Below are 23004 nucleotides of genomic sequence, written 5' to 3' on the forward strand. Positions count from 1 at the left end.
AGCTCGATATCGGTGCTGCGGGTTTCACATCTCCGTGCGAAGCGGCGTGGCGTTCCGCACCCACAGGGCGCACGCTTTGGGCATGACCACGCTTGGTGAGAGGTTCGCGAAGGCGCTCGCGGCCAAAGACGAGGCCGGGGTCCGCGCCGTCACTACGCCGGACCTGGACTTCCGTGCGATGACACCGCACCGGTTCTGGGAGGCACACAGCCACGATGACCTGCTTGAGGTCCTGTTCGCCAACTGGCTGGAGCCGAGCGACGAGGTGGTGGCACTGGTGTCCACTTCAACCGGTGAGGTGTCGGCGCGCCAGCACGTCGCGTACCGCCTGCACCTGCGCAACGCGGACGGTGACTCATTGATGGAACAACAGATGTACTACGACGTGGCCGGCGGCCGGATCAGCTGGGCGCGTGTGATGTGCTCGGGGTTCGTGCGCGTCTAACTCCTATGGCGTGCGCCCAGGCGTTCGGTGCCTGACCGCAAGTGCCGGTGCTGGGGCTGGTGCTGGTGCTGGTGCTGGTGCTGGTGCTGGTGGCGCACAGGACCAGAACTGCACTCGCTGCGGGCCGAACGTCCGCACATGCCGCGATGGTCGGTGTGCCTTGGGTCCGTCACCTCGAACTGGCTCAGGCTCGGTTCTCTTTGGTGAGGTCGTCGATGACCCATCGCAGGGCGCTTGCCGCGTTCGAGTGCCGCAGGCACCTCGGGTTCTGGCCCGACCTGAGCTCGCACTGCTCCCGCATCCGCCGGAACTCGTCGATCATCTCGCGTAACCGCTCCGTGTCCGTCAAGGCGCCAAGCCTGACCGAGGCGTTGTCCGCTTCCACCGCGTCCAGCAGGACCGTCAACCGCTCCGCCATCGACCAGGGCCCGACGACCTCAGCAGCGAGGTCCCCTCAGGACGGACGTCGACCAGCCGGCATCCCACCATGATCAACACGCCCTGTGTCGAGATCAAGACGCCACGCCGCACAACAAGCCCAGGCCAGACTCACCCGTGAATGGACAAGCCGTTGTGGGGACGAATATTCCGAAAGGAACGCTGTATTGAACATTTGTGACGCGGCTCAAAGGAGTGCCCTTTCGGCCTAGCGCGAACGTCTTCTGCCGCAAGGAAAGGCGGGTAGACTCGTGCGGTCTACGGACGCAGACATGACACGGGGGGGAAATGCTGGAGAGTAGTGCAGCCCAACCACGTGGCTTGGTCGTCGAGCGGCTCAATATCGTGGGAGAAGACCACGAGGAGAGCCGCGACCGCAGGATCCTCGAACGGCAGTTCAGCGCGGCGACGACGCTGAGTGCGAATTACTGGCAGGAGGCCGAATTCCTCGATCTGAACCAGGCTGTCGGTAGCCGGAAGCCTCGCAGCGGACCTGCCAGGAGCGCAGGCGCCGACCTGATGGAGTTCCGCGCCGTGCACGGTGCCGCACTGCTGCTCGGTGCGTACGAGAAGATGACGAAGAAGGCGCAGGAGGTGGTGGCGAACCCGACCGGCGCGGCGGTCCAAGGCTTCATCGACGTGCAGATCCCGGCGTTTGTCGCGATCCGGGACAACATCAACCGCCGGTGGCGGCCGTCCGAGACCGATGCCGTCAACCAGGCCGTGCAGGCGGTGTACGACACCGCCCAGCGGGTGTGCCAGTCGTATCTCAACGGTATCAACGGCGCCACAGCCGACAAGAAGCTCGCCAACACGAAGATCCTGGCTGACAACGCCACCATTCTCCGTTCCCTCGTGCCCCCGATGGCGAAGGTGGTCGGCTTTCCCGAGCCGCCTGACAACGACGCGGCCGTGCTGGCGAAGAACATGCGTGAGGAGCGCTCCAAGTTCATGGGGCTGGCCGCGGGCTTGTCGAAGGAAACCGGCGTCTGGAAAGTCGGCGAGCTGCACATCGTCGATCTGCTCAGCGGCGCGGTGAAGATCGATACGAGCCGGATCAACATTGTCACCCAGGACACCTTCAACGCAGAATTGAAGGCCTGGCAGGCTCGACTGACAAAATGATGACGATCTGCGGAGTGCGAAGCAAGTGAGAGCAAACATTCGCGATGCACGGTTCTGAACTGGGTTCAACAGCTCTGGGCGGCGACGTCCAGCTCGATTGCTCGGCTCGGGTTGCGGCGCCGGTCGGTAGCGCGACGCGAACGGCTTCCTCGGTGTCCTGAGCGAACGCCCCATTCCACCAGCGCACAACCTGCTTCGGTGGTGTAGCCGTGGCCCGTTCCCAGAACCGCGATCCACATCACGATCCCCTCGGGTGGTTCGACATTCAGTCTTGATGTGTCAACCACATTCCGAGCCCATCCCTGCTGATCGCGCCGCCGAGCACGGTCTGCAATCGATCGTCCACGGTGCGCTGTCTCCGTTCCGACCGTCGTCGCCCGATGAGGTGAACGCTGACTGCGGAGTGTCAGCAGCTCCGCCCAGCCGCCGCTAACCCTGGTGTACCGGCACTCCACCGATGGAGCGCAAGCGATCTACAGCACCGGGAGACGTCATGACCGCACGACACTCTGTCGACACCCGCACCACGAAGCGGCGCCGCGCCTGGCGGCCGTTGGCGATGGCCACCACCGGCGGGGCGGTGCTCGTCATGATGGGCGTCGGGGTCTGGGCCTCGCTGTCCGCCACCGTGTCCAACGTCGACCCTCAGCAAGTGAGCACGGGCACCCTCAAGCTCACCATGACGCCCAACGGCGCCGGGTTCAGCCAGTCGATCAGCAATCTCGCGCCCGGCGACGTGACCAACCGCTACGTCGACGTGGCCAACACCGGCACGCTGGACGGCCAGGCGCTGACCCTCGCGGTGACTGGCACCGGCAGCACGGCACTGATCACAGACGCCATTCGCGGTCTTGCGGTGACCGTGACCGAGTGCGTCGACGGTACCTGGACCTCGACCACCGGCGTCTGCTCCGGCACGGCCTCGGCACTGGTGTCCAACAAGCCGGTGTCCGCCTTCGGCACCGCGACGTCGCTGGTGTCGGGCGCGATCAATGCCGGCGAGGCGCGCAAACTCCAGGTCAGTGTCAAGCTCCCCAACCAGGACGAGACCACGGTCAACGGCGTCCAGCCTGCGAACACCATCCAAGGCCTGAGCACCCAGCTCACCTTCGCCTTCGCCGAAACCCAGCGCGCGGCTGTCACCAGCAACTCGTGATCCGTTGGATGGCGAGCACCCGCGCCACGCGATTGACACATCGTCCTGGAGATGACCAGTGGGCAGGTTCACGACCACGACGCGGCGGGCCCTGGCGCCCGCCGCGACCGTCGCCCTGGTGACGGCTGCGGTCGTGGCGGTGTTGCCGGCGGGGATCGCAGCCTCGGCGATCGCGGCGACCGGCAGCACGACGACCACCGCCGCGAGCGGAAGCTGGGCCGCGGTACTCGTCGACTCCGCCGGAACGGACTCGCTGGGCCAACCGATCTCCATGAGTTGGACCCTTTTCGGGTCGCCGGTCTACGTCTCCGTCCGCAACAACGGCTCACTGTCGCTGAGCGGCCAGACCTACACCCTCACCCGTTCGGGAGGTCTGGGCTCGTTCACCGCCACCGCCTGTATCGGCGCGACGTGGAACGCCAACGGCACCTGCTCCACCTCGAACACGCGCGTTCTCGACACCACTGCTTCGGGATCGACAGCCGTTTCCCTGGCGCTGGCCACCAACGAGTCTGTGTCGATCAAGGTGTCCGCGGGTGTCGCGGCCCTCACCACCGTGAACCTGTCAGTCGGCGTCGCGAGGTCGCAGGCCAGGATCCCGACGACCACGAATAACTGAGGTGCACCGTGACTACAGCTACTCCAACCCTGGCGGTGCACACCGCGCCATGTGACCGGCTTCGCCGGCGGTTCGGCGTGCGGCGAGTGCTGACCGGGACACTCATCGCGCTGACCACGCTCGTGGCCGCTGCGGCTGCTGTGGCGGCGGTGATGCTGCAGATCGCGTTTCTCCCGGTGCTCTCGCCCAGCATGTCCCCGATGTTCGAGGCGGGTGACCTGGCTATCACCAGAATGGTGGCGGTGAGTGAGATCCAGGTCGGGGACGTGGTGGTGCTACCCAGACCAGACGCCCCTGGACAACGTTACGTGCACCGAATCGTCGAGTTGACCAGGCAGCCGGACGGCCCCGTGGTACGCACCAAGGGCGACAACAACGACACCATCGACCCGTACCTGCTCCGGATCACATCATCGTCCGTTCCGCTGGTCGTCGGGAGCGTTCCCGACCTGGGCAGGTTCGCGCTTGCCAGCCAGCACATCTGGCCGCGGATCGGGCTGATCCTGCTCGTCGGCACGTGCACGCTGCTGGGGGCCAAACGGCTCATCTACCAATCCGGGCCGTCAACGCGCGAGTGCGACACCGAAGACCGTGAACGTACCGATGTGGTGTGAACGGGTCCTGCCTCCGACGCAGGGCCGCGCCGGCGGGCGTCTGTAGCCATCACAATTGGTGACTGAGGAATCTGTTCGCCTCGCGCAAGAGGTTCCTCTGGAAGCAGCTGCGCGGACCGGTATGCGTGGCGGTCTGCGTTCGCGCGCGACCGAGCTCGTCACGACGGTCGACCAGCATGCCCATCACGACCAGCTCGGGGTCGGCCTGGAGGCGGACCAGGTTCGGGGTCCGCAGCGCGACCAGAGCTACTGAGTGCGCGTCGACCGGGTCGGTCTTACGGCCGTTGCCGGTCCCGAACACCCGCACCTGCGCCGACAGCTTCGCCGGCACGTCCAGGACGGCCTCGCCGTCGTGGATCAGCCGGTAGGCGATATGGCGGCCGACGCCGTTGCAGCCCTCGACCGCCCACACCCGCTCACTGAACCGGCGCCCGGTTGCCAGCATCTCGGCATATCCGATCTGGTCTGTGCCGAACTCTCCGGCCGTGATCATGTTGCCCAGCTCGTTGATCACCTCGATTGTGGCCGACCGTTTGTGCGGATCCATTCCGATGATCACGGGCACCCGTTCTCCTTGCCTCGACACGGATATCAGCAAGGAAGGCACCGCTACTTCGAGCAGAACAGACCCCTTTTCAGCCACTCCTCGCGCGGTGCTCGGCGAGACGCATGCCATGAGAGAGCCACGCCAATGACACCGGCGGGCAGCCGCTGTGAGCGAGCGACTCGCCGAGCACCTGGACCAGAGTCTGGCCGGACCCGGTCCTGCCGCCAGTCTCAAGTAGCCGATGACAGGTTGGAAGGTCGGAGCCATCCCCTTGCTTTGCGCTGGTGAGCCCAAGTGCGCCGCCTCGTCGCGAGCGATCTCCGCTACTGGGTCACCGACTCGCACGTTAACGGGTTCCGGTTCGACCTCGTCGCCGCCCTCACGCGTCAGCGGATCTCGGTCGACCGGGTGGCAGTGACGACGACCGTTCCTGGAACTGCGGAGCCGAAGGGGCGACCGCAGACCCCGACGAGTCCGGCACGCCGTTCACCGACGGCACGTTCCTGTTGCTGCACAACAGCGCTTGCTGCTCAACAGCGGCTGGAGACCTGAGAAGTTCGTTCTGCCGGAGCCCCGCCGGGGTACGGGCTGGGTGCCTGTTCTCGACATGGACGAGGCGCCCGGAGAACCCCGGCGGTTGGTTCGACCTGCCTCATCGGCTCCCCGGAGTCTCCTGGTGCTGCACCGCACCGGATGACGTCGTCACCCTTTTCGGTGTCGTCACCCAGGTCAACGTCAGTGCACTGTGCACTGTCCGAAGTGTCTTCCCGGATGTGGTTGCCGAAAGGGTGATCCGCGCTTCGGGTCGTATCAACACACCAGTCGCAGCTCTCCATCTACCAAGCGCGTGAACATCACGCGCCAGCAGAGTGGAGGTATTCATGTCGGATGTGCGACGCCGCAAGGTCGAGCGGCTGACGTTGGACGAGTTCGCGAAGCGCGACGTGGCCCCTGGGTTCGCCGCCGTGCTGAAGCAGCTCAACGGCGGCTCGTTCATGGAGTGCCACAAACTGATCGCCGCTGAGACCGGGGTGTGGATCGACGAACTCGTGCCGGTCTTCCAGAAGCTCGACGCGGCCCTCGCGACACGATCGTTGCCGGACGCGGTGCGCTGACACGACACCATCGGACGAGCCGCCGGGCCCACGTCATCGACGGCGCGTGCCCGGCCGCTCGTCCCGGACGGATTGGCTGACCACAATGGACCTTCTGCTGAATATGCTGTCCGCCGAGCATCGACAGGGGCAGCAACGATTCGCCGAGGTGGCGCGGAGCCTCGTCCGCGTCGCGCGGCCGGAGCTCTTGCGTCGGATTCCCGATGAGGTGAGTCTGCTCGACCCACTGCTGGTCGCCTACTTCACCGAACCGGAGCCGACGGTGACGCTCGAACAGTTGCTGTACGGCCGAATGACACCCGAAACGCGTCCGGCACGGATCACCGTGCGCACCGACCCGGATGGTGCGGCCGAACTGCCGGGCATCGGCACGCTGCACACCGACCGCGGGTGCGCCTCACTCGTCTGGGAATTCGGGAGGGAACTGCGCGACCGATCAGGGCTCGTGAGCTACACCCTCGCCGAACAACGCCACCTTCCGGGAACGAGCATGGTGCTCGACGAACAGATCTCGCCGGTGCTTCACGGGTTCTTCGCCGCCAGTGGGGTCCGAGTACCGGTCATTCCCGATGCCGGCGCCGAGCGCGTGCGTGACGTGGTCAACGCTCTCGAGCTGCTGACCTCGATCTATCCGGAATACGACCGGGTGATCCGGCAGAGCACCAACCGGCTCGTGCTGTTCAGCAGCACCGCGCTCAACTCCTTCGCCACCCCCAGGGCGCACGGCTGCGTGTTCCTCGACACCGCGTACGGGCGCGGGTCGGTCTTCCACCTCGAAGACCTGCTGCACCAATGCGGCCACGTGGCCTTCACCGCGATGACGCTGGACACCGGTCGGGTGCTCGGTGTCGACAAGGACGCGCCCATCGGCGGGACCGACGACAGCGGCGAGCCGCGCACCGCCTACGTCGTCTTGCACGCCGTGGTCACGGAGCGACTCATGGCCGAGGGTCTGCTGCGCGCGATCACGTCCGACCTGCTCGGCCCGATGGCACAGCATGAAGCAGCGGGCCGGTTGGGTTACATCCTGATCCGCTACGCCGCGGACATGACCGATCTCGTCACGGCCGACATCCTCGCCGCGGACGGCATCCCGCTGGGCGCAAGACTGCTGGCCGACTTGAACCGGCTCGTCGCCGCCGCCCGTCCGCACGTGGCCGGTTTGGACCTGTCCGGGCAGCCGTACAACTTCGACACCGCGACCTTCCTCGCGCGCAACCCACGCCCAGCCCTCATCACCGGTGGCCGCTGTGCCTGACCTCCACGATCTCTCCGCGATCGGGTTCGGCACCTACCGCTGGACGGCGACACCCGAGCAGGTACACGCCCTGCATCTGGCACTGGAGGCCGGCTGCAATCTCGTCGACACGGCCGCGACCTACGGCGCCGGACTGACCGAGCGAGGACTCGGACGAGAACTCCACCGGCGCGACCGGGTCTTCGTGATCACCAAGGCCGGCTACCTCCACGACGGCGAGCTGGCACCCGGCGCGGTCATGCTCACCGATGGACGATCCGGCTACTCGATCCATCCCGACCTGCTGGCCCAGCGAATCGCCGAGTCCGCCCGCCACCTGCACCGGGACGTGCTCGACGGCTTCCTGCTGCACAACCCGGAGCATCTGCTCGCCATCAAGGGCGCCGCGGCATACCTGCGGGATGTGTCCCTGGCGTTCGAGTTCTGCGAACGAGCGGTCGACGAAGGCCGGATCCGCTTCTACGGCATCAGCTCCAACACACTGTCCCAGTCTGATCATCCACTCGGTCCGTCCGCATTGGACACTCTCGTGACGATCGCCCGATCCATCAACACCGATCACCACTTCCGCCTCGTGCAGTTCCCCCACAACCTGGCCGAGCGGCACGTCGCGCACGCCGACGCTCCCCTGTTCGCCGCGGCGGCGCGGCACGGGCTGCGCACCCTGGGGAACCGGCCGCTGTCCGCCAAGACCAAGACCGGCCCGGTGCGACTGCTGGATCCGCCGTCGCCACCACCACGCCCAGCCGCCGACGCCCTCGGTGACCTCGCCCGCACCGTCGACGACACCTTGACCGACACCGGTCTCCGGACCGCCGACACACCCCCGGCGCTCGCCACCGTCCTCAAACAGTGGCCCCAGGTACGCACCGTCGACGCCGTCGAGTTCATGGTCGAACAGGTCCTCACACCGCTCGTCACGCGGCTGCCGCGAACGCCACGCCTGACCACACTTCTCGCCGAAGTGCACACGGCCGCTCTCACCGAGGCTCGCCGCACGCAGGCGCTGGCCGGCGCGCGGGTTGTCGAGCAGACACAACTGGCCGGCCACCCCGGCGACCCGATGGCGCTACGAGTGTGCGAGACCTACCTGCGCGACGGTCTCGACCACGTGCTGCTCGGCATGCGAAACGCCGATCACGTCCACACCGTCGCACCCCTGCTCAACGGCAACCACCCCGCACGGCGGGCACGAGATGAACACCACCGACTGGCCGCTGTCGACACGACGCACCGCTGAACTCCTGGCCCGGCCGTCCACCGCCATGTCGCGAGGTGACGTCAGAGCTGAAGCATGACAGAGACGTTCCCGCCCACGCCGCGAGGACGAACGTCCGGACATGCCGCTGGTCGCTCCACCGCGGCGTGTGTGCCCACGAGTACAGGTTCCTTCACCATGTTCTCGACATGTTGCCGAGACCCGGCTGAGGGCGTTCACCCTGTCAGGCGGTTGAGCGCGTTCGCAGCGAGCCGCCGGACCTCGCACCAGCCACTGTCACCGAACCAGGTCGCATCCGAAGCCATGGTGCCTTGGCGCTCCGACACTGCGACGACTGCGGTTACGATCTCTCGGATCACGTCGGCCTCATGACCGTTGCGGAGAATCGTCCCGATCGACGTAGCCGGATCCACCAGATCCCACAGAGTGTCATCGACCAACCAGTGGACAGCGTTGGTGAGGTCGGGCCATCGCGTGTCTCGGCCCTCACCGTCCAGCGTCGGAGGCTCTGCGGCGAGTGTTCTGAGCGCGGAGAGCACGTCCTCACGTCGTCCAGGCCATGCGACATCCACCAGCACATGGTGTCAGACAGCAAGATTGTTCTACATACTGCTTCAGCACGCAGACGTCCGCACATGCCGCTGTGAGGTACGTGGCCTCGCGACGCGGATCCGACAACAAGCGAAGACTGCAGCTCTGCTGCCACAAATCTGATGAGCAGGCAACGGTCGGCGGGATAGCGTGTCCCAGTGCCCGACGAGGAACTGCTCCGCCGGTGGGAGGAACGCTGGCCGGACTGCCCGCCCATCGGCCACGAACTGCGCTGTGAGCGGGATCGGTGGGTGCGTTTCCACAGCCTGCCGGAGTCCAAGCGCTACCCGGGCACCGAGGACGAGTGGGCGATCGTGCTGGACCGCTACAACACGGTCCTCGACGAACTGTTCGCGGGCCTCGACGTCTACGTCGCCACCTCGGACTGGTCCGGTACCCCGGTGCCGCCCGAACGCCCGCACGAGCTGACGCAGTGGCACCCCGGGGCCCATCACTGGACCTCGATCCGCACGGACCCGGATCCGGACGATCCGATCTACACACACGTGTACGTCAGCCTGATCCCGTGGGAACGCGGCCGCATCGACGCACTGCTGCGCGCTGTCGCCGACGACGCCACTGCGGGAGTGCTGATCACCGATGCCGGTCTGCAACGGATCTACGCCCCCTACGACGGCGGCGCCGACGTCATCCTCACCACGAGCACCGAACGCGACCAACTGCGCTCGCGGCACACCGGCTGGCTTTCCGCGCACCCGTCGGGACTGTAGAAGAAGCGCTCCGATCCTTTCCTCTGCCGATGTCACTCGTGGCCCACGAGACCGAGCCAGGCACGGCGCCATCGGCTCGTGACAGGCGCCCCGTTCGATCTGCTCGTGCTCGACCGCGGCGGTCAGGGCAAGGGCGCGGAGCCACCGCTCGAGCCGGCCCCGCCGCAGCGTCCGCGGTCGCGACCTTCGTGGGCTGACGTCACGACCGGCACGCCGGACGAGTCAGGCCGCGCTCAGCTTGGCGGCCCGCAGCCCGTGCTCGGCAGCGTGCTCGTGGCCGGTCTTCAGCGACTCCTCGGCGAGCCCTCGCAGGGACGCCATCTCCGGGTTCCAGAACGCGTGGGTCAGCTCCGCCTCGGCGATGTGCAGGTCGAGGCCGAAGACGTCGGCCAGGATCGTGCGCAGGTAGGGCGTGGCGTGGTCCCAGCCCTCCTTCGGGGTGCCGGGGCCGTAACCGCCGCCGCGGCTCAGCACCAGGACGGCCGGCTTGCCCCTGAGCGGCCAGTCACCGTGCACGCCGAGCTGGGGGTGGTTCAGGATCAGGTCGAGCCAGGTCTTGACCTGAGCCGGGACGTTCCAGTTGTACATCGGCACCGCGAACAGGAACGCGTCGGCGTCGAGCAGTTCCTGGCCCAGGCGGTCGAGGAGGTCGCGCGCCTCGGCCGGTGCGGGTGCGGACGGGTTGACGACGGCGCCGGCGAGCGCGGTCCACGCATCCCCTGGCAGGGGCTGGATCCCGAGGTCGCGACGGGTCACGACGCCGCCGGGGTGCTCGGCGAGCCACGCCTGCTCTGCGGTGTCCGCGAGGGCGCGGCTCACCGATCCTTCGGTGCGGATGCTCGCGTCGAGACGGAACAGGTGCACGGTGCCATACCTCCGACTAGTTCTGCTGTGATGCAGATAGTATGTTCAGCAGAACATCTTCCGGCAAGACGATAGAGGTGTGGGTCACTTGCCATTGCGCAAGGCGACGAGAGGGCGACGAGCATGCGGAAAGCACGACGAGGGGCGTTGTCGCCCACAACGGCGCTGCGGCACTTGCCTGCAAGGAAGAGCGGGACCTCAGTCCCCGTGCGAGCCCCGGGCAGCGGTGAGCGCGACCTGCGCCAGGAGGTCTCGGAACTGGGCCCGCTGCTGTTCGCTCAACTCCACCAGCAGCTGTGATTCAGCGGCCGCGAGTTCGGTTCGGATGCGCAGCAACTGCGATCGACCTTCGTCCGTCAGGATCACGTGGCGAGCCCGCCGATCCTTCGGGTTCGGGCGTCGCAACAGCAGGCCGCGCCCTTCCAGGTCGTCGAGAAGGTAGGTCATCACCGTTCGGTCGAGACCGACCTGGCCCGCCAGTTCGAGTTGCGTGGGGGGCTTGTCCTCGGCTTCGGCCAACGCCATGAGCACCAGGTAGGCGCGTGATCCCCCGGGCAACGTCTCCGCGGCCTCGGCCGCGACGCGCCGCAACGCCATCGAGATCATGCGGATGGCCCAGGTCAAGTCGTTGTCCAAGGCAGTGCACTTGGCACTGTCGCTCGCTCGGCCGCGGGCTTGAGGGGGCACCGCATCACTCTAACAGCTTCCGGCGTCATGACAGATAGTCAGGTTTGCAGAACATTTTCGCCGAGCGGAGTCCACAACGGACAGACCCGCGCCCTCGGGGTGGGCGCGGGCCTGCACCGCACCACGTCAGCAGTTCACGCCGACGGGGGGCGTCTCGGTGTTGAAGGAGATCGACGGCGGGGAGTAGCCGGGTGGCGCGAAGAAGGTGTGGCGTCCGACGGTCACCCAGTACGCGAGGCGTCCCTGGCAGATGTCGTAGGCGGTCGACGTCAAGGGGCCCTGGACGTTGAAGTCGACGGCGAGCGAGCCGATGCCCGTCTGGACGTAGCCGTAGCCCTCCAGGTAGCGCCACAGCTCGGCCTGGGCCCGGATCTGGGCGACGGGCGCCGTGCAGGAGCTGCGCGACTTGCCCGTGACAGCACTCGGCGTGCCGCTGGAGTTGTGCGGATAGTCCGAGGTGCCGGTGCAGGTGATCACGTCCAGCGTGCCCAGGCCGGTGGACTTCGTGAACACGATCGGGGCGTTGCCCTTGCTGATGTCGGGCAGTCCGGCGCGGGTGTTCGCGGCCTGCGCCGACGCGGTGGGCGCGATCGCGAACGACGCCACCGCGATCAGTGCTGTTGCCAGCGCTGCCAAGAGTTTTCGATACCGGATCATCTGTGGAACACCTCCACTGGATCGGGAACCAACGCCGGACGCACGCTGCTCCGGCCGACTGGACGCAGATTGAACGGAAACTGAATTCGACCGCGTGTCAACAGGATTCGACCGTTGCCGCCGTCGAACGGCCTGTGCCAGCATGGCCGTGGCAGGGGAGGCTGTTGTTGCGCGTCCAGGTTCTCGGCCCGGTGCGGGCCTGGCACGACGGGCGGGAGATCGAACTCGGTCCGGTGGGGAGGCGCGCGGTGCTCGGCCTGCTCGCCCTGTCCGGCGGGCGGGTGGTGCCGCGGGCGGACCTGGTCGACGCGCTGTGGGGCGAGAATCCGCCGCCCAGTGCCGCCAACGTGATCCAGACGCACGTCAAGCACCTGCGCCGGCTGTTCGATCCCGAGCGGCACAGATATGAGCGCAGCACCAGCATTCCGTTCGTCGGCGGTGGTTATGCGTTGCGCCTCCCGGACGACGAGGTCGACGTGGACCGGTTCCGCGACCTCGTGTCGGCGGCCGGTAGGACGAGCGACGCGGAGGAGGTCGCTGGTCTGCTCGGCGCAGCGCTCGGTTTGTGGCAGGGGCGGCCGTTCGCCGACCACCCCGGACTGACCGGGCACGCGAAGGTCGTCGCGTTGCTGAGCGAACGGCGCAACGCGTTGCTCGCCTTCGCCGAGACGATGATCGGGCTGGGCCGGGCGGTGGAGTTGTTGCCACTGCTGGTGGAGCACGCGGCCGACTACCCGTTGGACGAAGCGGTACAGGCGTTTCTCGTACGCGCCTATGCGGCGGCTGGCCGACGGGCTGACGCGTTCGCCGTCTACGACAGCGCTAGGCGGGTGCTGCGGGAAGAACTCGCGATCGGTCCCGGAGCGGAACTCGTTGGTGCGCATGCAACGTTGCTCGACGAACCACCACCGGCGGCGGCCAGGCCTCATCGAGCCGGTCCGGTGCCGGCCCAGCTGCCTGCCAATGCACCCGGTTTCCTGGGCCGTGCCACGGAACTGGCCGTTCTCGACGGGTTGCTCGTCGAACGCGACCCGACGGCGACGCCGGTGATCGCGGTGTGCGGGACGGCCGGTGTGGGCAAGACGGCCCTGGCTGTCCATTGGGGACACCGGTTGCGCTCCGGGTTCCCGGACGGCCAGCTGTACGTGAACCTGCGCGGTTACGAGGCCGGGAAGCCGCTGGCCACCGCGGACGTGCTGGGCGGGTTCCTGGAGGCCCTGGGGGTCGCCGGGGCCACGATCCCGGTCGACGTGGACGCGCGGGCGGCCCGGTACCGGACCGAGGTGGCCGACCGGCGACTGTTGATCGTGCTGGACAACGCGGCGTCGGTCGAGCAGGTGCGGCTGCTGCTGCCCGGTGCGCCGTCGTGCGTGGTCGTGGTGACGAGCCGGGACAGCCTGGCGAGCCTGGTCGCGGTGCACGGCGCGCGGCGGCTGGACCTCAAGCCGTTGCGGCGGGGTGACGCGATCACACTGCTGCGCAAGCTGATCGGTGACCGGATGCGAGCCGAACCCGCCGCCGTGGCCGAGCTCGCCGAACAGTGCGTGTTCCTGCCGTTGCCGTTGCGGGTGGCCGCAGAGCTCGTGGTCAGCCGGCCGGAGACCGCGCTGGCCGAGCTGGTCGAGGAGCTCGGCGACCGGCAACGGCGGCTGCGGCTGCTCGACGGCGGCGGTGACGACCGGGCGGCGGTGCGCGAGGTGATTTCCTGGTCCTACAAGCACCTTCCGGCGCAGGCCGCGCGGCTGTTCCGGCTGCTGGGCGTGCATCCCGGCCGCGACTTCGACCTGGCCTGCGCCGCCGCGCTCGCCGACCTCGACCCCGACACCGCGGGCCGGCTGCTGGACGTGCTCGTCCGGGCGCACCTGGTCGACCGCGGGCCGACCGGGCGGTGCGGAATGCACGACCTGCTCCGCGCCTACGCCGTCGACCTGGTGCAGGGCGAGGCAGAGCGGTCCGCCGCGTTCGACCGGCTGCTGGACCACTACCTGACTTCCGCGGCCGCGGCGATGGACGCCGTCTACCCCACCGGCCGGGCGGCCGTGACCGCACCGGTGGCCGACCCGGCCCGGATGCGCGCGTGGCTCGACGCCGAACGGCTCAACCTGACCGACCTCTGCGCGTTCGCCGCCGGTCACGACCGTCCTGAGCAGGCGATGCGCCTGGCCGAGATGCTGTACCGCTACCTCGAAGCCGGGCACCACTCCGAGGCGCTCGTCGTGCACACCAACGGTTTGCGCGCGGCACGCCTGGTCGGCGACCGCGAGGGCGAGGCACGGGCGTTGACGAACCTGGGCGCCGTGCACCGCCTGCTCGGCCGCTACGGCCCCGCGGCAGCCCGCCTGCGCCAGTCGCTGCGCCTGCACCGCGACCGCTCCGACCGGGCCGGCGAGGCACGCGCGTTGTCACACCTCGGCATCGTCGAGGACCGGCTCGGTGACGTCGACGCCTCCGTCGGCTACCTCCAGCAGGCGCTCACCCGGTATCGCGAACTGGGCGACCGGCACGGCACGGCCTCGGCGCTGACCAACCTCGGCACCGTGCAGGGGCAGACGGGAGACCACGCTGGCGCCGCCGACACCCTGACCGCGGGCCGGAACCTGTTCCGCGAACTCGGCGACCGAGCCGGCGAGGCGACCGCCCTGACCAACCTGGCCGAGGCGTACACGTACCTGGGCCGCCACACCGCCGCCGCGGCACACCTGCACGAGGCGCTCGCCCACTTCCGCGACCTGGGTCACCGCTACGGGGAAGCCGCGGCACTGTCCACTTTGGGCCAGGTCCACGTCCACTTGGGCCACCCTGAGGAGGCGATCGGGCTGCACGAGGAGGCTCTGGAGATCTTCCGGGCGACCGGGCACCGGTACGGCGAGGCGAACACGCTGAACGGTCTGGCCGAGGCCCTGCGCGCGGCCGGCCGACCGGGAGCGGCTGCCGCCCATCGGGAGGCGTTGGCGATCGCGACCGAGACCGGCGACCAGGACGAGCAGTCCCGTGCGGCAGCTGGCATCGCGTTGTGCGGTGAGGACACGTCGGCTGGCCCGCGGGCAAGTTCTGCGTTCAGGTCCTAGGCAGGCCGCCAGAAGTTGTGTCCGTTACCCCGCCAGACCAGTGCCCACCCCTGCCCCGCCCTCATTTTCCCGGGCGGTTGGGCAGGGACGAGGTGCTTCTCGGCGCCGACCGGCACGGAGGTTTCGGACAGCACTTCCGGCCAGGTACTCAGAGGCCAAGGCGCTGCTGCTCGGCCTGCACCACTCGCTGCTCCACCGACACCGCGGAGTCCAGTGCGCTCGCGTGCGAGTGCTTCGTGTCGCTTTCGCGCGCGTAGTGGTCGAACAGCAGGGTCTTGTGGTCGCGGATCTCCTGCACCCGTGCGTCCACGCTGTCCTTGACCAGCAGCCGGTGCACGTGAACCTTGCGGACCTGGCCCATCCGGTGACAACGGGCGATCGCCTGGTCCTCGGTGCTCGGCTTCCACTGCGGTTCGGCGATGATCACCACGGACGCGGCCTGGATGTTGAGGCCCACACCGCCCGCCTCGATCTGGGCCACCAGCACCGCGTGGTCCTCGCTCGCCGTGAACGCGTCCACCAGTTGCTGACGGCCCTGCGCCGACGTCGCGCCGGTCAGGGGACCGAAGACTTCGACGTGGTCCGCGACCGTTTCCAGCACGTCGTGGAAGTAGGAGAACACCACGACCTTCCAGCCGTTGTCCCGCGACTCCTCGATGATCTCCAGCAGCCGCTCCAGCTTCGCCGAGCCGCGGGGCGTGCCCGGTGCGAAGGCGGCGCGGCGCATCGCCATCAGGTTCCCCTCGCGCACCGCGTCGAGGTACGCACGCCGGTCCTGCTTGCCGAACTCGACCCAGTCCTCCATCTCCAGCAGCTCCGGCAACTCCCCCAGCACGTCCTCCTGGTTGCGCCGCAGGTACACCGGTGCGACGACGCGGCGGAAGGCCTTCGCTCCCACCACGGCGTCGACGGCGCCCGTGCGGGCCGCGACGCCCGGCTGGAGATAGCCGACCAGGTTGCGGAACTCCTCGACGCGGTTCTCCATCGGCGTGCCGGTGAGCAGCACTGCCCGCTCCGCGCGCTGCACGATCGTGTTGACCGCCTGGGAACGTTGCGTGTCCGGGTTCTTCACGTAGTGCGCCTCGTCGACCACGACCAGCGCCGGGCGGAACCTTTTCGGCAGCACCAGTTTCGGCAACGTGCCGAACGTCGTCACGCCGACGCCGCCCTGCGCCAGCCACTCCCCGACCGCGCCGTCACGGCCCGCGCCGTGCATCCGGTGCGTCACGAGGTCGCTGTGCCTGGCGATCTCGTTGACCCAGTTGACGACGACGCTCGCCGGGCAGACCACCAGGAACCCGCGCCGCCCACCGGCGGCGAGGCTGGCCATCACCGCGATGGCCTCGATCGTCTTGCCCAGTCCCATTTCATCGCCGATGATGACGCGTTTGCGGGCCAGTGCGAACTTCGCTCCGAACACCTGGTAGCCGCGCAGCGACACCTTCAGCAGGCTGGTGTCCAGGGTGGTCGCATCGACCTCGTGCTCGATGTCGGCCGGGACGAAACCCTTGGCAGCACTGCGATCCGGCATCGCGTCCGCACCGGCGAGGTCGGCGAGGAGCGTGTTGTAGGCAGCCGCGTCGAGCTCGTAGTCGCGCCACAACGCGCGGTGATCCAGGTCCGGCACGCGCAGCTGCTTGCCCACCGCGCGCAACGCCGCCACGTCGCGACTGGCCAGCAGGGCCTCGAGCCGGTCGAGCGCGTCGATGGCGGCCTGCCGGTTCTTCCGCAACGAGAAGAACATCCGCACCCGGCTCCAGGCACGGGACGCGGCGCGCACGTCGGCGTCGACCCTGCCCAGCACGTCTCCGAGCGGCTCGCGCAGCGGACCGACGAGCTGATTGGCCCTGCGCAGCTTGGACATCAGCTGCAGCAGCTCGGTCTGGGCGCGGTCTGGGCGGTCGGGGTTCAGCCGGACCGTCGTGTCGCGCGCGACGCCGTCGACGACGGCGCGGGCGACCCGCACGATCTGCTCGGCGGACTGCCGGCCGACTCCGGGCACGCCGTCGAGCTGTTCCGGGCGCGCCTCGGCGACGTCGGCGACGGTCCGGTACCCGGCGGCCTTCAGCTTGCTCAGCCGCAGGTTCGCCTTCGTGTCGCGGAGCTTGTCCACCGGCATGGCGCGAAGCTGGTCGGCCACCAGCGAGTTCCGGACCTCCTGGTACTGCGCGGCGGCGAGCGCGAGCAGCCGATCCGGTTCCGCGCGCACCCCTGCCGCCTCGGCGCGGAACGCCTTCGCGGCGGCCAGCACCGCGCGAGCATGCCTACCGACCTTCGACGAGTCGTCCACCCGTGTCCTTCCGTCAGGCGGCCAGAGGTTACCTCGACAGAGATCATTTTGTCGATCAACGGAATGCAACTCGTTCCCGAGATACCACCACGAAAAGAAACGCAAGCACCGATCTAAATCGTGAACTTCATCCAGCACACTGCCGATTCGACGATTTCGCTGTCGAATGCCGTTCGACAACGTCGCAGGTCAAACCCCATACGCTAAAACATTTAGCACTTGAACACACGGGGAGAATCTGGCAGCTTCACAAGGACGGATGTTAACGCTAACACTCCGCGGCCCGACTTCGAAGGAGAATCATCGTGGATTCGATGGGCCAAGTCCCGCCGAGCAGACCACGCCGGTCGGCGCGCCGTCGTCGGGCGTCCGCGCTGAGCACTGTGCTCGCGACCGTCCTCGCGGCCGCCGCGGTGGTCGCGATCGACACCGGTGCGGCGTCGGCGGCGACCGTCGACACCAACGCGTGGTACGTGTTGGTCAATCGCAACAGCGGCAAGGCGATGGACGTCGCGGGCGCTTCCTCCGCCGACGGCGCGGTGGTCCAGCAGTGGTCCCGTCACGACGGCGCCAACCAGCAGTGGCAGTTCGTGGATTCCGGCGGCGGCTACTACCGCTTGAAGTCCAAGGGTTCCGGCAAGGTCGTCGACGTGAACAACTGGTCGACCGCCGACGGCGGGAAGATCCAGCAGTGGACCGATCTCAACGGCACCAACCAGCAGTTCCGGCTCGCCGACTCCGACGGCGGCCACGTCAGGCTGATCAACCGCAACAGCGGCAAGGCCGCCGAGGTGACCGGCCAGTCGACCGCGGACGGGGCGGCCGTCGTGCAGTACAGCGATCGCAACGGCTCCAACCAGCAGTGGCAACTCGTCCGCGTCGGTGACACCGGCGGTTCCTGCCGGCTCCCGTCGACCTACCGCTGGTCGTCGACCGGCGTGCTGGCGAACCCGAAGGCGGGCTGGGTCTCGCTCAAGGACTTCAGCACCGTCGTCCACAACGGCAAGCACCTGGTGTACGGCTCGACGGTCGACTCGGCCGGGCAGAACTACGGCTCGATGAACTTCGGACCGTTCACCAACTGGTCGGACATGGCCTCCGCCCCGCAGAACACGATGAACATCGGCACCGTCGCGCCCACGTTGCTCTACTTCGCGCCGAAGAACATCTGGGTGCTCGCCTACCAGTGGGGCCCGACCACGTTCAGCTACCGCACCAGCAGCGACCCCACCAACGCCAACGGGTGGTCGTCCCCGCAACCGCTCTTCACCGGCAACATCCCCGGCGGCGGCGCGCTCGACCAGACGCTCATCGCCGACGGCACGAACATGTACATGTTCTTCGCCGGTGACAACGGCAACATCTACCGCGCCAGCATGCCGATCGGGAACTTCCCGGGCAACTTCGGCACGTCGTACACGACGATCATGACCGACACGAGGGAGAGGCTGTTCGAGGCGGTCGAGGTCTACAAGGTCAAGGACCAGAACCAGTACCTCATGCTCGTCGAGGCCATGGGCGCGAACGGACGCTACTTCCGCTCGTTCACCTCCCCCACCCTCAACGGCTCCTGGACCCCGCAGGCCGACACCGAGAGCAACCCGTTCGCCGGCAAGGCGAACAGCGGCGCCACCTGGACCAACGACATCAGCCACGGCGACCTGGTGCGCACCAACCCCGACCAGACCAAGACCATCGACCCCTGCAACCTCCAGCTCCTCTACCAGGGACGCAGCCCCAGCTCGAACGGGCTCCCGTACAACTCGCTGCCCTGGCGGCCGGCAGTGCTGACCCTGCAGCGCTGATCACCTGACACAGGGCCGTCTTCGGCCTGGCCGGCGCCCTCACCGCTCATCGGGTGAGGGCGCCGGCCTGGGTGAAGGGGTCCCACCCCGGATCGGTGTGCACGTCGAGTTCGAGGTAGTCGGCGACTTCCTCGGCGACTTCGGCGCCGTGCAGGTGCCGGATCAGGGCCGCCGTCATGTCCATTCCCGCGGCCACGCCGGAGGAGGTCCACCGGTTGCGGTCTTCCACCCGTGAGCGGCCCGGACGGTACGAAGTGGACGGTCGGTGCGGCCGCCGTCGCCGGTGCCGTCGTCACCGCTCCGGTGACCGCGACCGGTCCGGCCGGCACGTACACCATCACCTGGAAAGTCGTCTCCGGCGACGGCGACCCGGTCAGCGGCACGATCGACTTCTCCCTCAGCGCGCCCGCAACCACAACCACAACCACGACCACGACCACCACCGTGCCGACGACCACGGTCGTCGCCGCCACTTCCAGTGCCGCACCTGCCGCTCAGGCCGAGAGCGACAACGGTGGCGTGCCGATCTGGGTCACCCTCGCGCCAGCCTCGCGAGGCCAAGCGGTGGTAAATTGGTGGTATCCGAATCGCCTCACGGGTGGTAAGGTCGGTGTCCGTCGGTAAGGTCGCAGGTGAGGAGCCTCCATGTCGTCCACCCGTTTGTTGTGGGCCGAGGCTCACCGCGTCACCATCCGGCTCAACATCCACGAGATCGTCAGCCAGCTCAACGCCCACCTCGGCGCCACGCTGGTGGCGACGTTGGCCGGCGTGAGCGACCGGAAGCTGCCGTACCGGTGGGCCAAGCCCGACGGCCCCGTACCGGGAGATTCGGCGCTGCAGCGGTTGCAGACGGCCCACCGGATCTGGCACGTCCTCAGCACGAACGAGCCTGAGCAGGTCGTGCGCGCGTGGTTCATCGGCGCGAACCCGTTGCTCGACGAGACGCCGCCGGTGATGGCGTTGCGCGAGGGCGATCTGCGCGGCACGGCCAAGGCCGCCGAGTCCTTCATCGACGGCACCTGGCACGGGTGAGTTCTCACCAGACCTTCAGGCCCAGTTGGTTCGCGGCCCAGATCAGCTGACGATCATTCGCGTCGACGGGGAGTGTCACCCCTCGCCACGCATAGCGCCTCACGGCCTGCTCGATTCCCTCGCCGTGCTTCACGGGCACCCACACCGCCCAGCAGGCGAGGTTGGCACCGTGCTTCGAGAGGTAGCGCAGGCCACGCGGACGGGACCCGTTCGCCAACTTCCGCGTGGCCAGCCAGGCAGCGGCCGCGCACGTCAGCTGGCGCCCGCTGCCCAACAGGTCCGACAGGTCGATCCGGTTCGAGCAGTAGCGCGTCGGCGACCAGTCGCGCACGAACCGCCTCAGCACGCCGAGGTTCTCCGCTTCCCCCAAGTCCACGCAGTAGTCGTCGTTCTCCAGCACGACCTCGGCCAACCGGCGTGCCTCGCGCCATTCAGCAGGCACATGGCCCGGCGACATGTGGAACATCGTGTTCCAGTCAGCCGCCACCGGGTCGTCGTTCTCGTCGAGATCCGGGAAGATCTTGTGCAGCGCCAGCGCGTCGGTTCGCAACTCCGCGTAGGCCAGCGATTCCACGTAAGCGGCGCGTGGTTCGGCCGCACCGTACAAGGTGGCATGCCCGGTAACGTCGAATCTTCCCCATGACTTGTCCGCTTCACCGGACCTCATCGGCGGATTGAGCGGCGATCCATATCTCTTGTTGAACACCCGCCACAGCCTCGTTCTGGCTGCTGGAACGAGAACGAGACCGGTGTCAGGGCAGCGCCACCGGCCACCTGGCAGGCCTATGAGCTCTGCAGTCACAAGCTTCCTCCACCCCCTGCTTTGTGTTCATCTTTCCGGGATGCCCGGAGCCGTGTTTCCGGCTCCATCCAGGTTCACCTGTTCAGACCACGACCAGCGGTGATCACCCGTGGCGAGGCCTGGTGGGGTGCCACGCCGACCGGCCCGATTGCGCGAGAGTGAACTCACCGTTGCGGAGAACGCACTTGTCGTCGCATTGATCTCTGCCTAGGTTCGAAAGAGAGATCCCGGCGATCGCCATTGTCATCAATTCATGCGTGTTTTCCTGCCGTCGTCCGCGCCCGTCGGGCCTCACGACCATTCCCGAAAGGATTCTTCGTGATCGACTGGCTCCGGCTCGCCGAGTCGCTCATCTCCTCCCCGTGGTTGTACGCCGTGCTGATCGCGGTGTCCTTTTTGGACTCCTTCCTGCCGCTGATCCCGAGCGAACCCGTCGTGATCGTCGCAGGGGTGTACGCCGCGACCGGGCAGACCGACCTCGTGCTCGTCATCGCCGCCACGACGCTCGGCGCCTTCCTCGGCGACCTCGTCCCCTACACAGCGGGACGGCTGTTCGGAACGCGCCTGCTCAAGCGGCTCCCGCCCGGCACCAGACGCCGGGCCGCGCACGACTGGTTCAGCCGCGAGCTCGACGCCCGCGGCGGCTTCATCCTGGTGACCACGCGGTTCATCCCGGTCGGCCGTTACCTGGCCACCCTGTCCACCGGGCTCGTCGGTTTCCCGCTGGGCAAGTACATGATGTTCGTCGCGTGCGCCACCGCGAGCTGGAGCACCTACACCGCGCTCACCGGATACCTCGGCGGCGTTCTGTTCCAGGAGAACACACTCGTGGCGATCGCCGTCGGCGTCGGGCTCGCGTTCGTGGTGACAGGGTTCATCGAGGTCGTGCGTCGCGTGCGCCACCGCAGGAATCCCGCGGTAGAGGCAGCGGTCACCGACTGACGCCCTCGGCTGCGGTGGCCATGATGTGACGGGCGCGCTCGCGCAGCAGTTGATGCGTGCGGTCGTGGTGGTTGCGCGGATGCCACGCCATGCCGACCGTCACCGAAGGCAGGGCGACGGGGATCGGGAACGTGCGCAGTCCCAAGGTGTCCAGCATCCGCCGCGCCAGCCTGGCCGGGGCGATGCAGACGACGTCGGTCTCGGAGGCGAGGAAGAGCGCGCTCGCGAACGTCGGCACGACGGCCGCCACGCGCCTGCTCAGCCCCAGCTCCGCCAGTTGCTCGTCGATCGGCCCGTGTGCTCGGCCGCGCCGCGACACGACGATGTGGTCGGCGGCGGCGAACCGTTGCGGCGTCACGGTTTTCACCTTCGCGAGCGGGTGGCCGGGCCGCACCGCGCCGATCAGCGTCTCGGTGACCAGCTCCTCCGAGTGGATCTCCGAGTCTCCGGGGCGGATGTTGCCGATCTCCAGGTCCACCAGTCCTTCGCGCAGGGCCGGGGTGTCCTCGAGGTTCTCCGGTCGCAGGCGCAGCGAGATGCCGGGCGCCTGCTCCCTCAGGTCGTCGATGAGCGACGGGATGAACGTCGTCGACAGCATGTCGGTGACCTGCAGGTCGAACCTGCGCACCGCGGTGCGCGGATCGGCCGAAGTGGACGGTGCGAACAGCGCTCGTGCCCGCGAGGCGATCGCATGCACCTCACCACGCAGTTCCAGGGCCCGCGGGGTGGGCACGAGATCGCGCCCCGCGCGCACGAGCAGCGGGTCGTCGAAGGCCCTCCGCAACCGGGCCAGGGCTCGGCTCATCGCCGGTGCCGAGGTGTGCAGCCGCGCCGCCGCCTTGGTCACGCTGTTCTCGGCGAGCAGCGCGTCCAACGCCTCGATCAGGTTCAGATCGATGTAGTCCACTCGCGGATTATCACATTCGAAAGGCTCGCGTACCAGAGTTGCACTGGTCGCAATCGACAATCGCTCCTACTGTCGATCACAAGAGAAAATCG

General features: G+C 67.9%; 24 protein-coding genes. 14 read left to right on the forward strand and 10 right to left on the reverse strand.

The genetic code is table 11. The annotated features are described in order from the left end of the window. Nucleotides 1-82 precede the first annotated feature (82 nt). Nucleotides 83-445 carry a hypothetical protein gene (locus tag G7043_RS26925; RefSeq protein ID WP_166050085.1) on the forward strand — a complete coding sequence of 121 codons (363 nt, stop codon included), beginning with the start codon at nucleotides 83-85 and terminating at the stop codon, nucleotides 443-445. A 184-nt stretch (nucleotides 446-629) separates the two neighbouring features. Here the strand turns inward: G7043_RS26925 and G7043_RS26930 are convergent, their stop codons facing one another. After that, entirely contained in the window at nucleotides 630-863 is a 234-nt protein-coding gene (locus G7043_RS26930; RefSeq protein WP_166050087.1) for a hypothetical protein, read from the reverse strand. A gap of 341 nt (nucleotides 864-1204) precedes the next feature. Between G7043_RS26930 and G7043_RS26935 the strand changes: the two genes are divergently transcribed. From G7043_RS26935 to G7043_RS26950, 4 genes are all read left to right on the forward strand, one after another. Further along, the gene (locus tag G7043_RS26935) at nucleotides 1205-2008 is read left to right on the forward strand and encodes a hypothetical protein (RefSeq protein WP_166050089.1); all 804 of its coding nucleotides are present in this window, start codon (nucleotides 1205-1207) and stop codon (nucleotides 2006-2008) included. 493 nt (nucleotides 2009-2501) lie between these two features. After that, nucleotides 2502-3164 (forward strand): TasA family protein, encoded by a 663-nt coding sequence (locus tag G7043_RS26940; RefSeq protein ID WP_166050091.1) that lies wholly within the window; start codon nucleotides 2502-2504, stop codon nucleotides 3162-3164. Between the two features lie 58 nt (nucleotides 3165-3222). Continuing rightward, a complete protein-coding gene (locus G7043_RS26945) occupies nucleotides 3223-3783 on the forward strand; it encodes a hypothetical protein (protein WP_166050092.1) in 561 nt (186 codons plus the stop codon). An 8-nt stretch (nucleotides 3784-3791) separates the two neighbouring features. Beyond that, the gene (locus tag G7043_RS26950) at nucleotides 3792-4397 is read left to right on the forward strand and encodes a signal peptidase I (protein ID WP_166050094.1); all 606 of its coding nucleotides are present in this window, start codon (nucleotides 3792-3794) and stop codon (nucleotides 4395-4397) included. Between the two features lie 49 nt (nucleotides 4398-4446). On the opposite strand, the gene G7043_RS26955 is transcribed toward G7043_RS26950, so the two are convergent. Then, entirely contained in the window at nucleotides 4447-4962 is a 516-nt protein-coding gene (locus tag G7043_RS26955) for an IS110 family transposase (RefSeq protein ID WP_313888083.1), read from the reverse strand. Between the two features lie 863 nt (nucleotides 4963-5825). Between G7043_RS26955 and G7043_RS26960 the strand changes: the two genes are divergently transcribed. The 3 genes from G7043_RS26960 (at nucleotide 5826) to G7043_RS26970 (ending at nucleotide 8557) form a co-directional block, all read left to right on the forward strand. Next, a complete protein-coding gene (locus G7043_RS26960; RefSeq protein WP_166050095.1) occupies nucleotides 5826-6059 on the forward strand; it encodes a hypothetical protein in 234 nt (77 codons plus the stop codon). An 85-nt stretch (nucleotides 6060-6144) separates the two neighbouring features. Continuing rightward, complete coding sequence (locus G7043_RS26965) at nucleotides 6145-7317, forward strand: hypothetical protein (protein ID WP_166050098.1); 1173 nt, start codon at nucleotides 6145-6147, stop codon at nucleotides 7315-7317. Next, complete coding sequence (locus G7043_RS26970; protein ID WP_166050100.1) at nucleotides 7310-8557, forward strand: aldo/keto reductase; 1248 nt, start codon at nucleotides 7310-7312, stop codon at nucleotides 8555-8557. Before G7043_RS26965 ends, G7043_RS26970 begins: the two co-directional genes overlap by 8 nt. A 194-nt stretch (nucleotides 8558-8751) precedes the next feature. On the opposite strand, the gene G7043_RS26975 is transcribed toward G7043_RS26970, so the two are convergent. Then, on the reverse strand, nucleotides 8752-9108 hold the full coding sequence (locus tag G7043_RS26975; RefSeq protein ID WP_313888084.1) for an SCO4402 family protein: 357 nt from the start codon (nucleotides 9106-9108) through the stop codon (nucleotides 8752-8754). A 177-nt stretch (nucleotides 9109-9285) separates the two neighbouring features. Here G7043_RS26975 and G7043_RS26980 point away from each other — a divergent pair, with 177 nt between their 5' ends. Beyond that, the gene (locus G7043_RS26980) at nucleotides 9286-9858 is read left to right on the forward strand and encodes a DUF3885 domain-containing protein (protein ID WP_207311802.1); all 573 of its coding nucleotides are present in this window, start codon (nucleotides 9286-9288) and stop codon (nucleotides 9856-9858) included. Nucleotides 9859-10080: 222 nt separating this feature from the next. Here G7043_RS26980 and G7043_RS26985 read toward each other — a convergent pair whose 3' ends face one another. The 3 genes from G7043_RS26985 to G7043_RS26995 form a co-directional block, all read right to left on the reverse strand. Then, nucleotides 10081-10722 (reverse strand): FMN-dependent NADH-azoreductase, encoded by a 642-nt coding sequence (locus G7043_RS26985; protein WP_166050102.1) that lies wholly within the window; start codon nucleotides 10720-10722, stop codon nucleotides 10081-10083. Between the two features lie 198 nt (nucleotides 10723-10920). Further along, a complete protein-coding gene (locus G7043_RS26990; RefSeq protein ID WP_207311746.1) occupies nucleotides 10921-11358 on the reverse strand; it encodes a MarR family winged helix-turn-helix transcriptional regulator in 438 nt (145 codons plus the stop codon). A 177-nt stretch (nucleotides 11359-11535) separates the two neighbouring features. Beyond that, entirely contained in the window at nucleotides 11536-12066 is a 531-nt protein-coding gene (locus tag G7043_RS26995) for a hypothetical protein (protein ID WP_166050104.1), read from the reverse strand. 167 nt (nucleotides 12067-12233) lie between these two features. Between G7043_RS26995 and G7043_RS27000 the strand changes: the two genes are divergently transcribed. Next, on the forward strand, nucleotides 12234-15134 hold the full coding sequence (locus G7043_RS27000; protein ID WP_207311747.1) for a tetratricopeptide repeat protein: 2901 nt from the start codon (nucleotides 12234-12236) through the stop codon (nucleotides 15132-15134). A gap of 148 nt (nucleotides 15135-15282) precedes the next feature. Here the strand turns inward: G7043_RS27000 and G7043_RS27005 are convergent, their stop codons facing one another. Further along, the gene (locus G7043_RS27005) at nucleotides 15283-17424 is read right to left on the reverse strand and encodes a DEAD/DEAH box helicase (protein WP_166050108.1); all 2142 of its coding nucleotides are present in this window, start codon (nucleotides 17422-17424) and stop codon (nucleotides 15283-15285) included. 314 nt (nucleotides 17425-17738) lie between these two features. Between G7043_RS27005 and G7043_RS27010 the strand changes: the two genes are divergently transcribed. Continuing rightward, a complete protein-coding gene (locus G7043_RS27010) occupies nucleotides 17739-19229 on the forward strand; it encodes a non-reducing end alpha-L-arabinofuranosidase family hydrolase (protein ID WP_166050110.1) in 1491 nt (496 codons plus the stop codon). A gap of 46 nt (nucleotides 19230-19275) precedes the next feature. On the opposite strand, the gene G7043_RS49515 is transcribed toward G7043_RS27010, so the two are convergent. Next, nucleotides 19276-19407, reverse strand: coding sequence for a hypothetical protein (locus G7043_RS49515; RefSeq protein WP_278185855.1), 132 nt, complete (start codon nucleotides 19405-19407; stop codon nucleotides 19276-19278). Nucleotides 19408-19460: 53 nt separating this feature from the next. On the opposite strand from G7043_RS49515, the gene G7043_RS27020 reads away from it, so the two are divergent. Further along, a complete protein-coding gene (locus G7043_RS27020; RefSeq protein ID WP_166050112.1) occupies nucleotides 19461-19853 on the forward strand; it encodes a copper resistance protein CopC in 393 nt (130 codons plus the stop codon). Between the two features lie 21 nt (nucleotides 19854-19874). After that, a complete protein-coding gene (locus tag G7043_RS27025) occupies nucleotides 19875-20261 on the forward strand; it encodes a hypothetical protein (RefSeq protein ID WP_166050114.1) in 387 nt (128 codons plus the stop codon). A 4-nt stretch (nucleotides 20262-20265) separates the two neighbouring features. Here the strand turns inward: G7043_RS27025 and G7043_RS27030 are convergent, their stop codons facing one another. Then, nucleotides 20266-21063, reverse strand: a complete 798-nt coding sequence (locus G7043_RS27030) for an RES domain-containing protein (RefSeq protein WP_313888085.1) — start codon at nucleotides 21061-21063, stop codon at nucleotides 20266-20268. Nucleotides 21064-21381: 318 nt separating this feature from the next. Here G7043_RS27030 and G7043_RS27035 point away from each other — a divergent pair, with 318 nt between their 5' ends. Further along, nucleotides 21382-22005 carry a DedA family protein gene (locus tag G7043_RS27035; RefSeq protein ID WP_166050118.1) on the forward strand — a complete coding sequence of 208 codons (624 nt, stop codon included), beginning with the start codon at nucleotides 21382-21384 and terminating at the stop codon, nucleotides 22003-22005. Here the strand turns inward: G7043_RS27035 and G7043_RS27040 are convergent. Then, the gene (locus G7043_RS27040; RefSeq protein WP_390828123.1) at nucleotides 21995-22903 is read right to left on the reverse strand and encodes a LysR family transcriptional regulator; all 909 of its coding nucleotides are present in this window, start codon (nucleotides 22901-22903) and stop codon (nucleotides 21995-21997) included. The two genes, G7043_RS27035 and G7043_RS27040, sit on opposite strands and share 11 nt — an antisense overlap. Nucleotides 22904-23004: the final 101 nt, after the last annotated feature.

The organism is Lentzea alba (assembly GCF_011067745.1).
In the GTDB taxonomy this organism is placed as follows: Bacteria; Actinomycetota; Actinomycetes; order Mycobacteriales; family Pseudonocardiaceae; genus Lentzea; species Lentzea alba.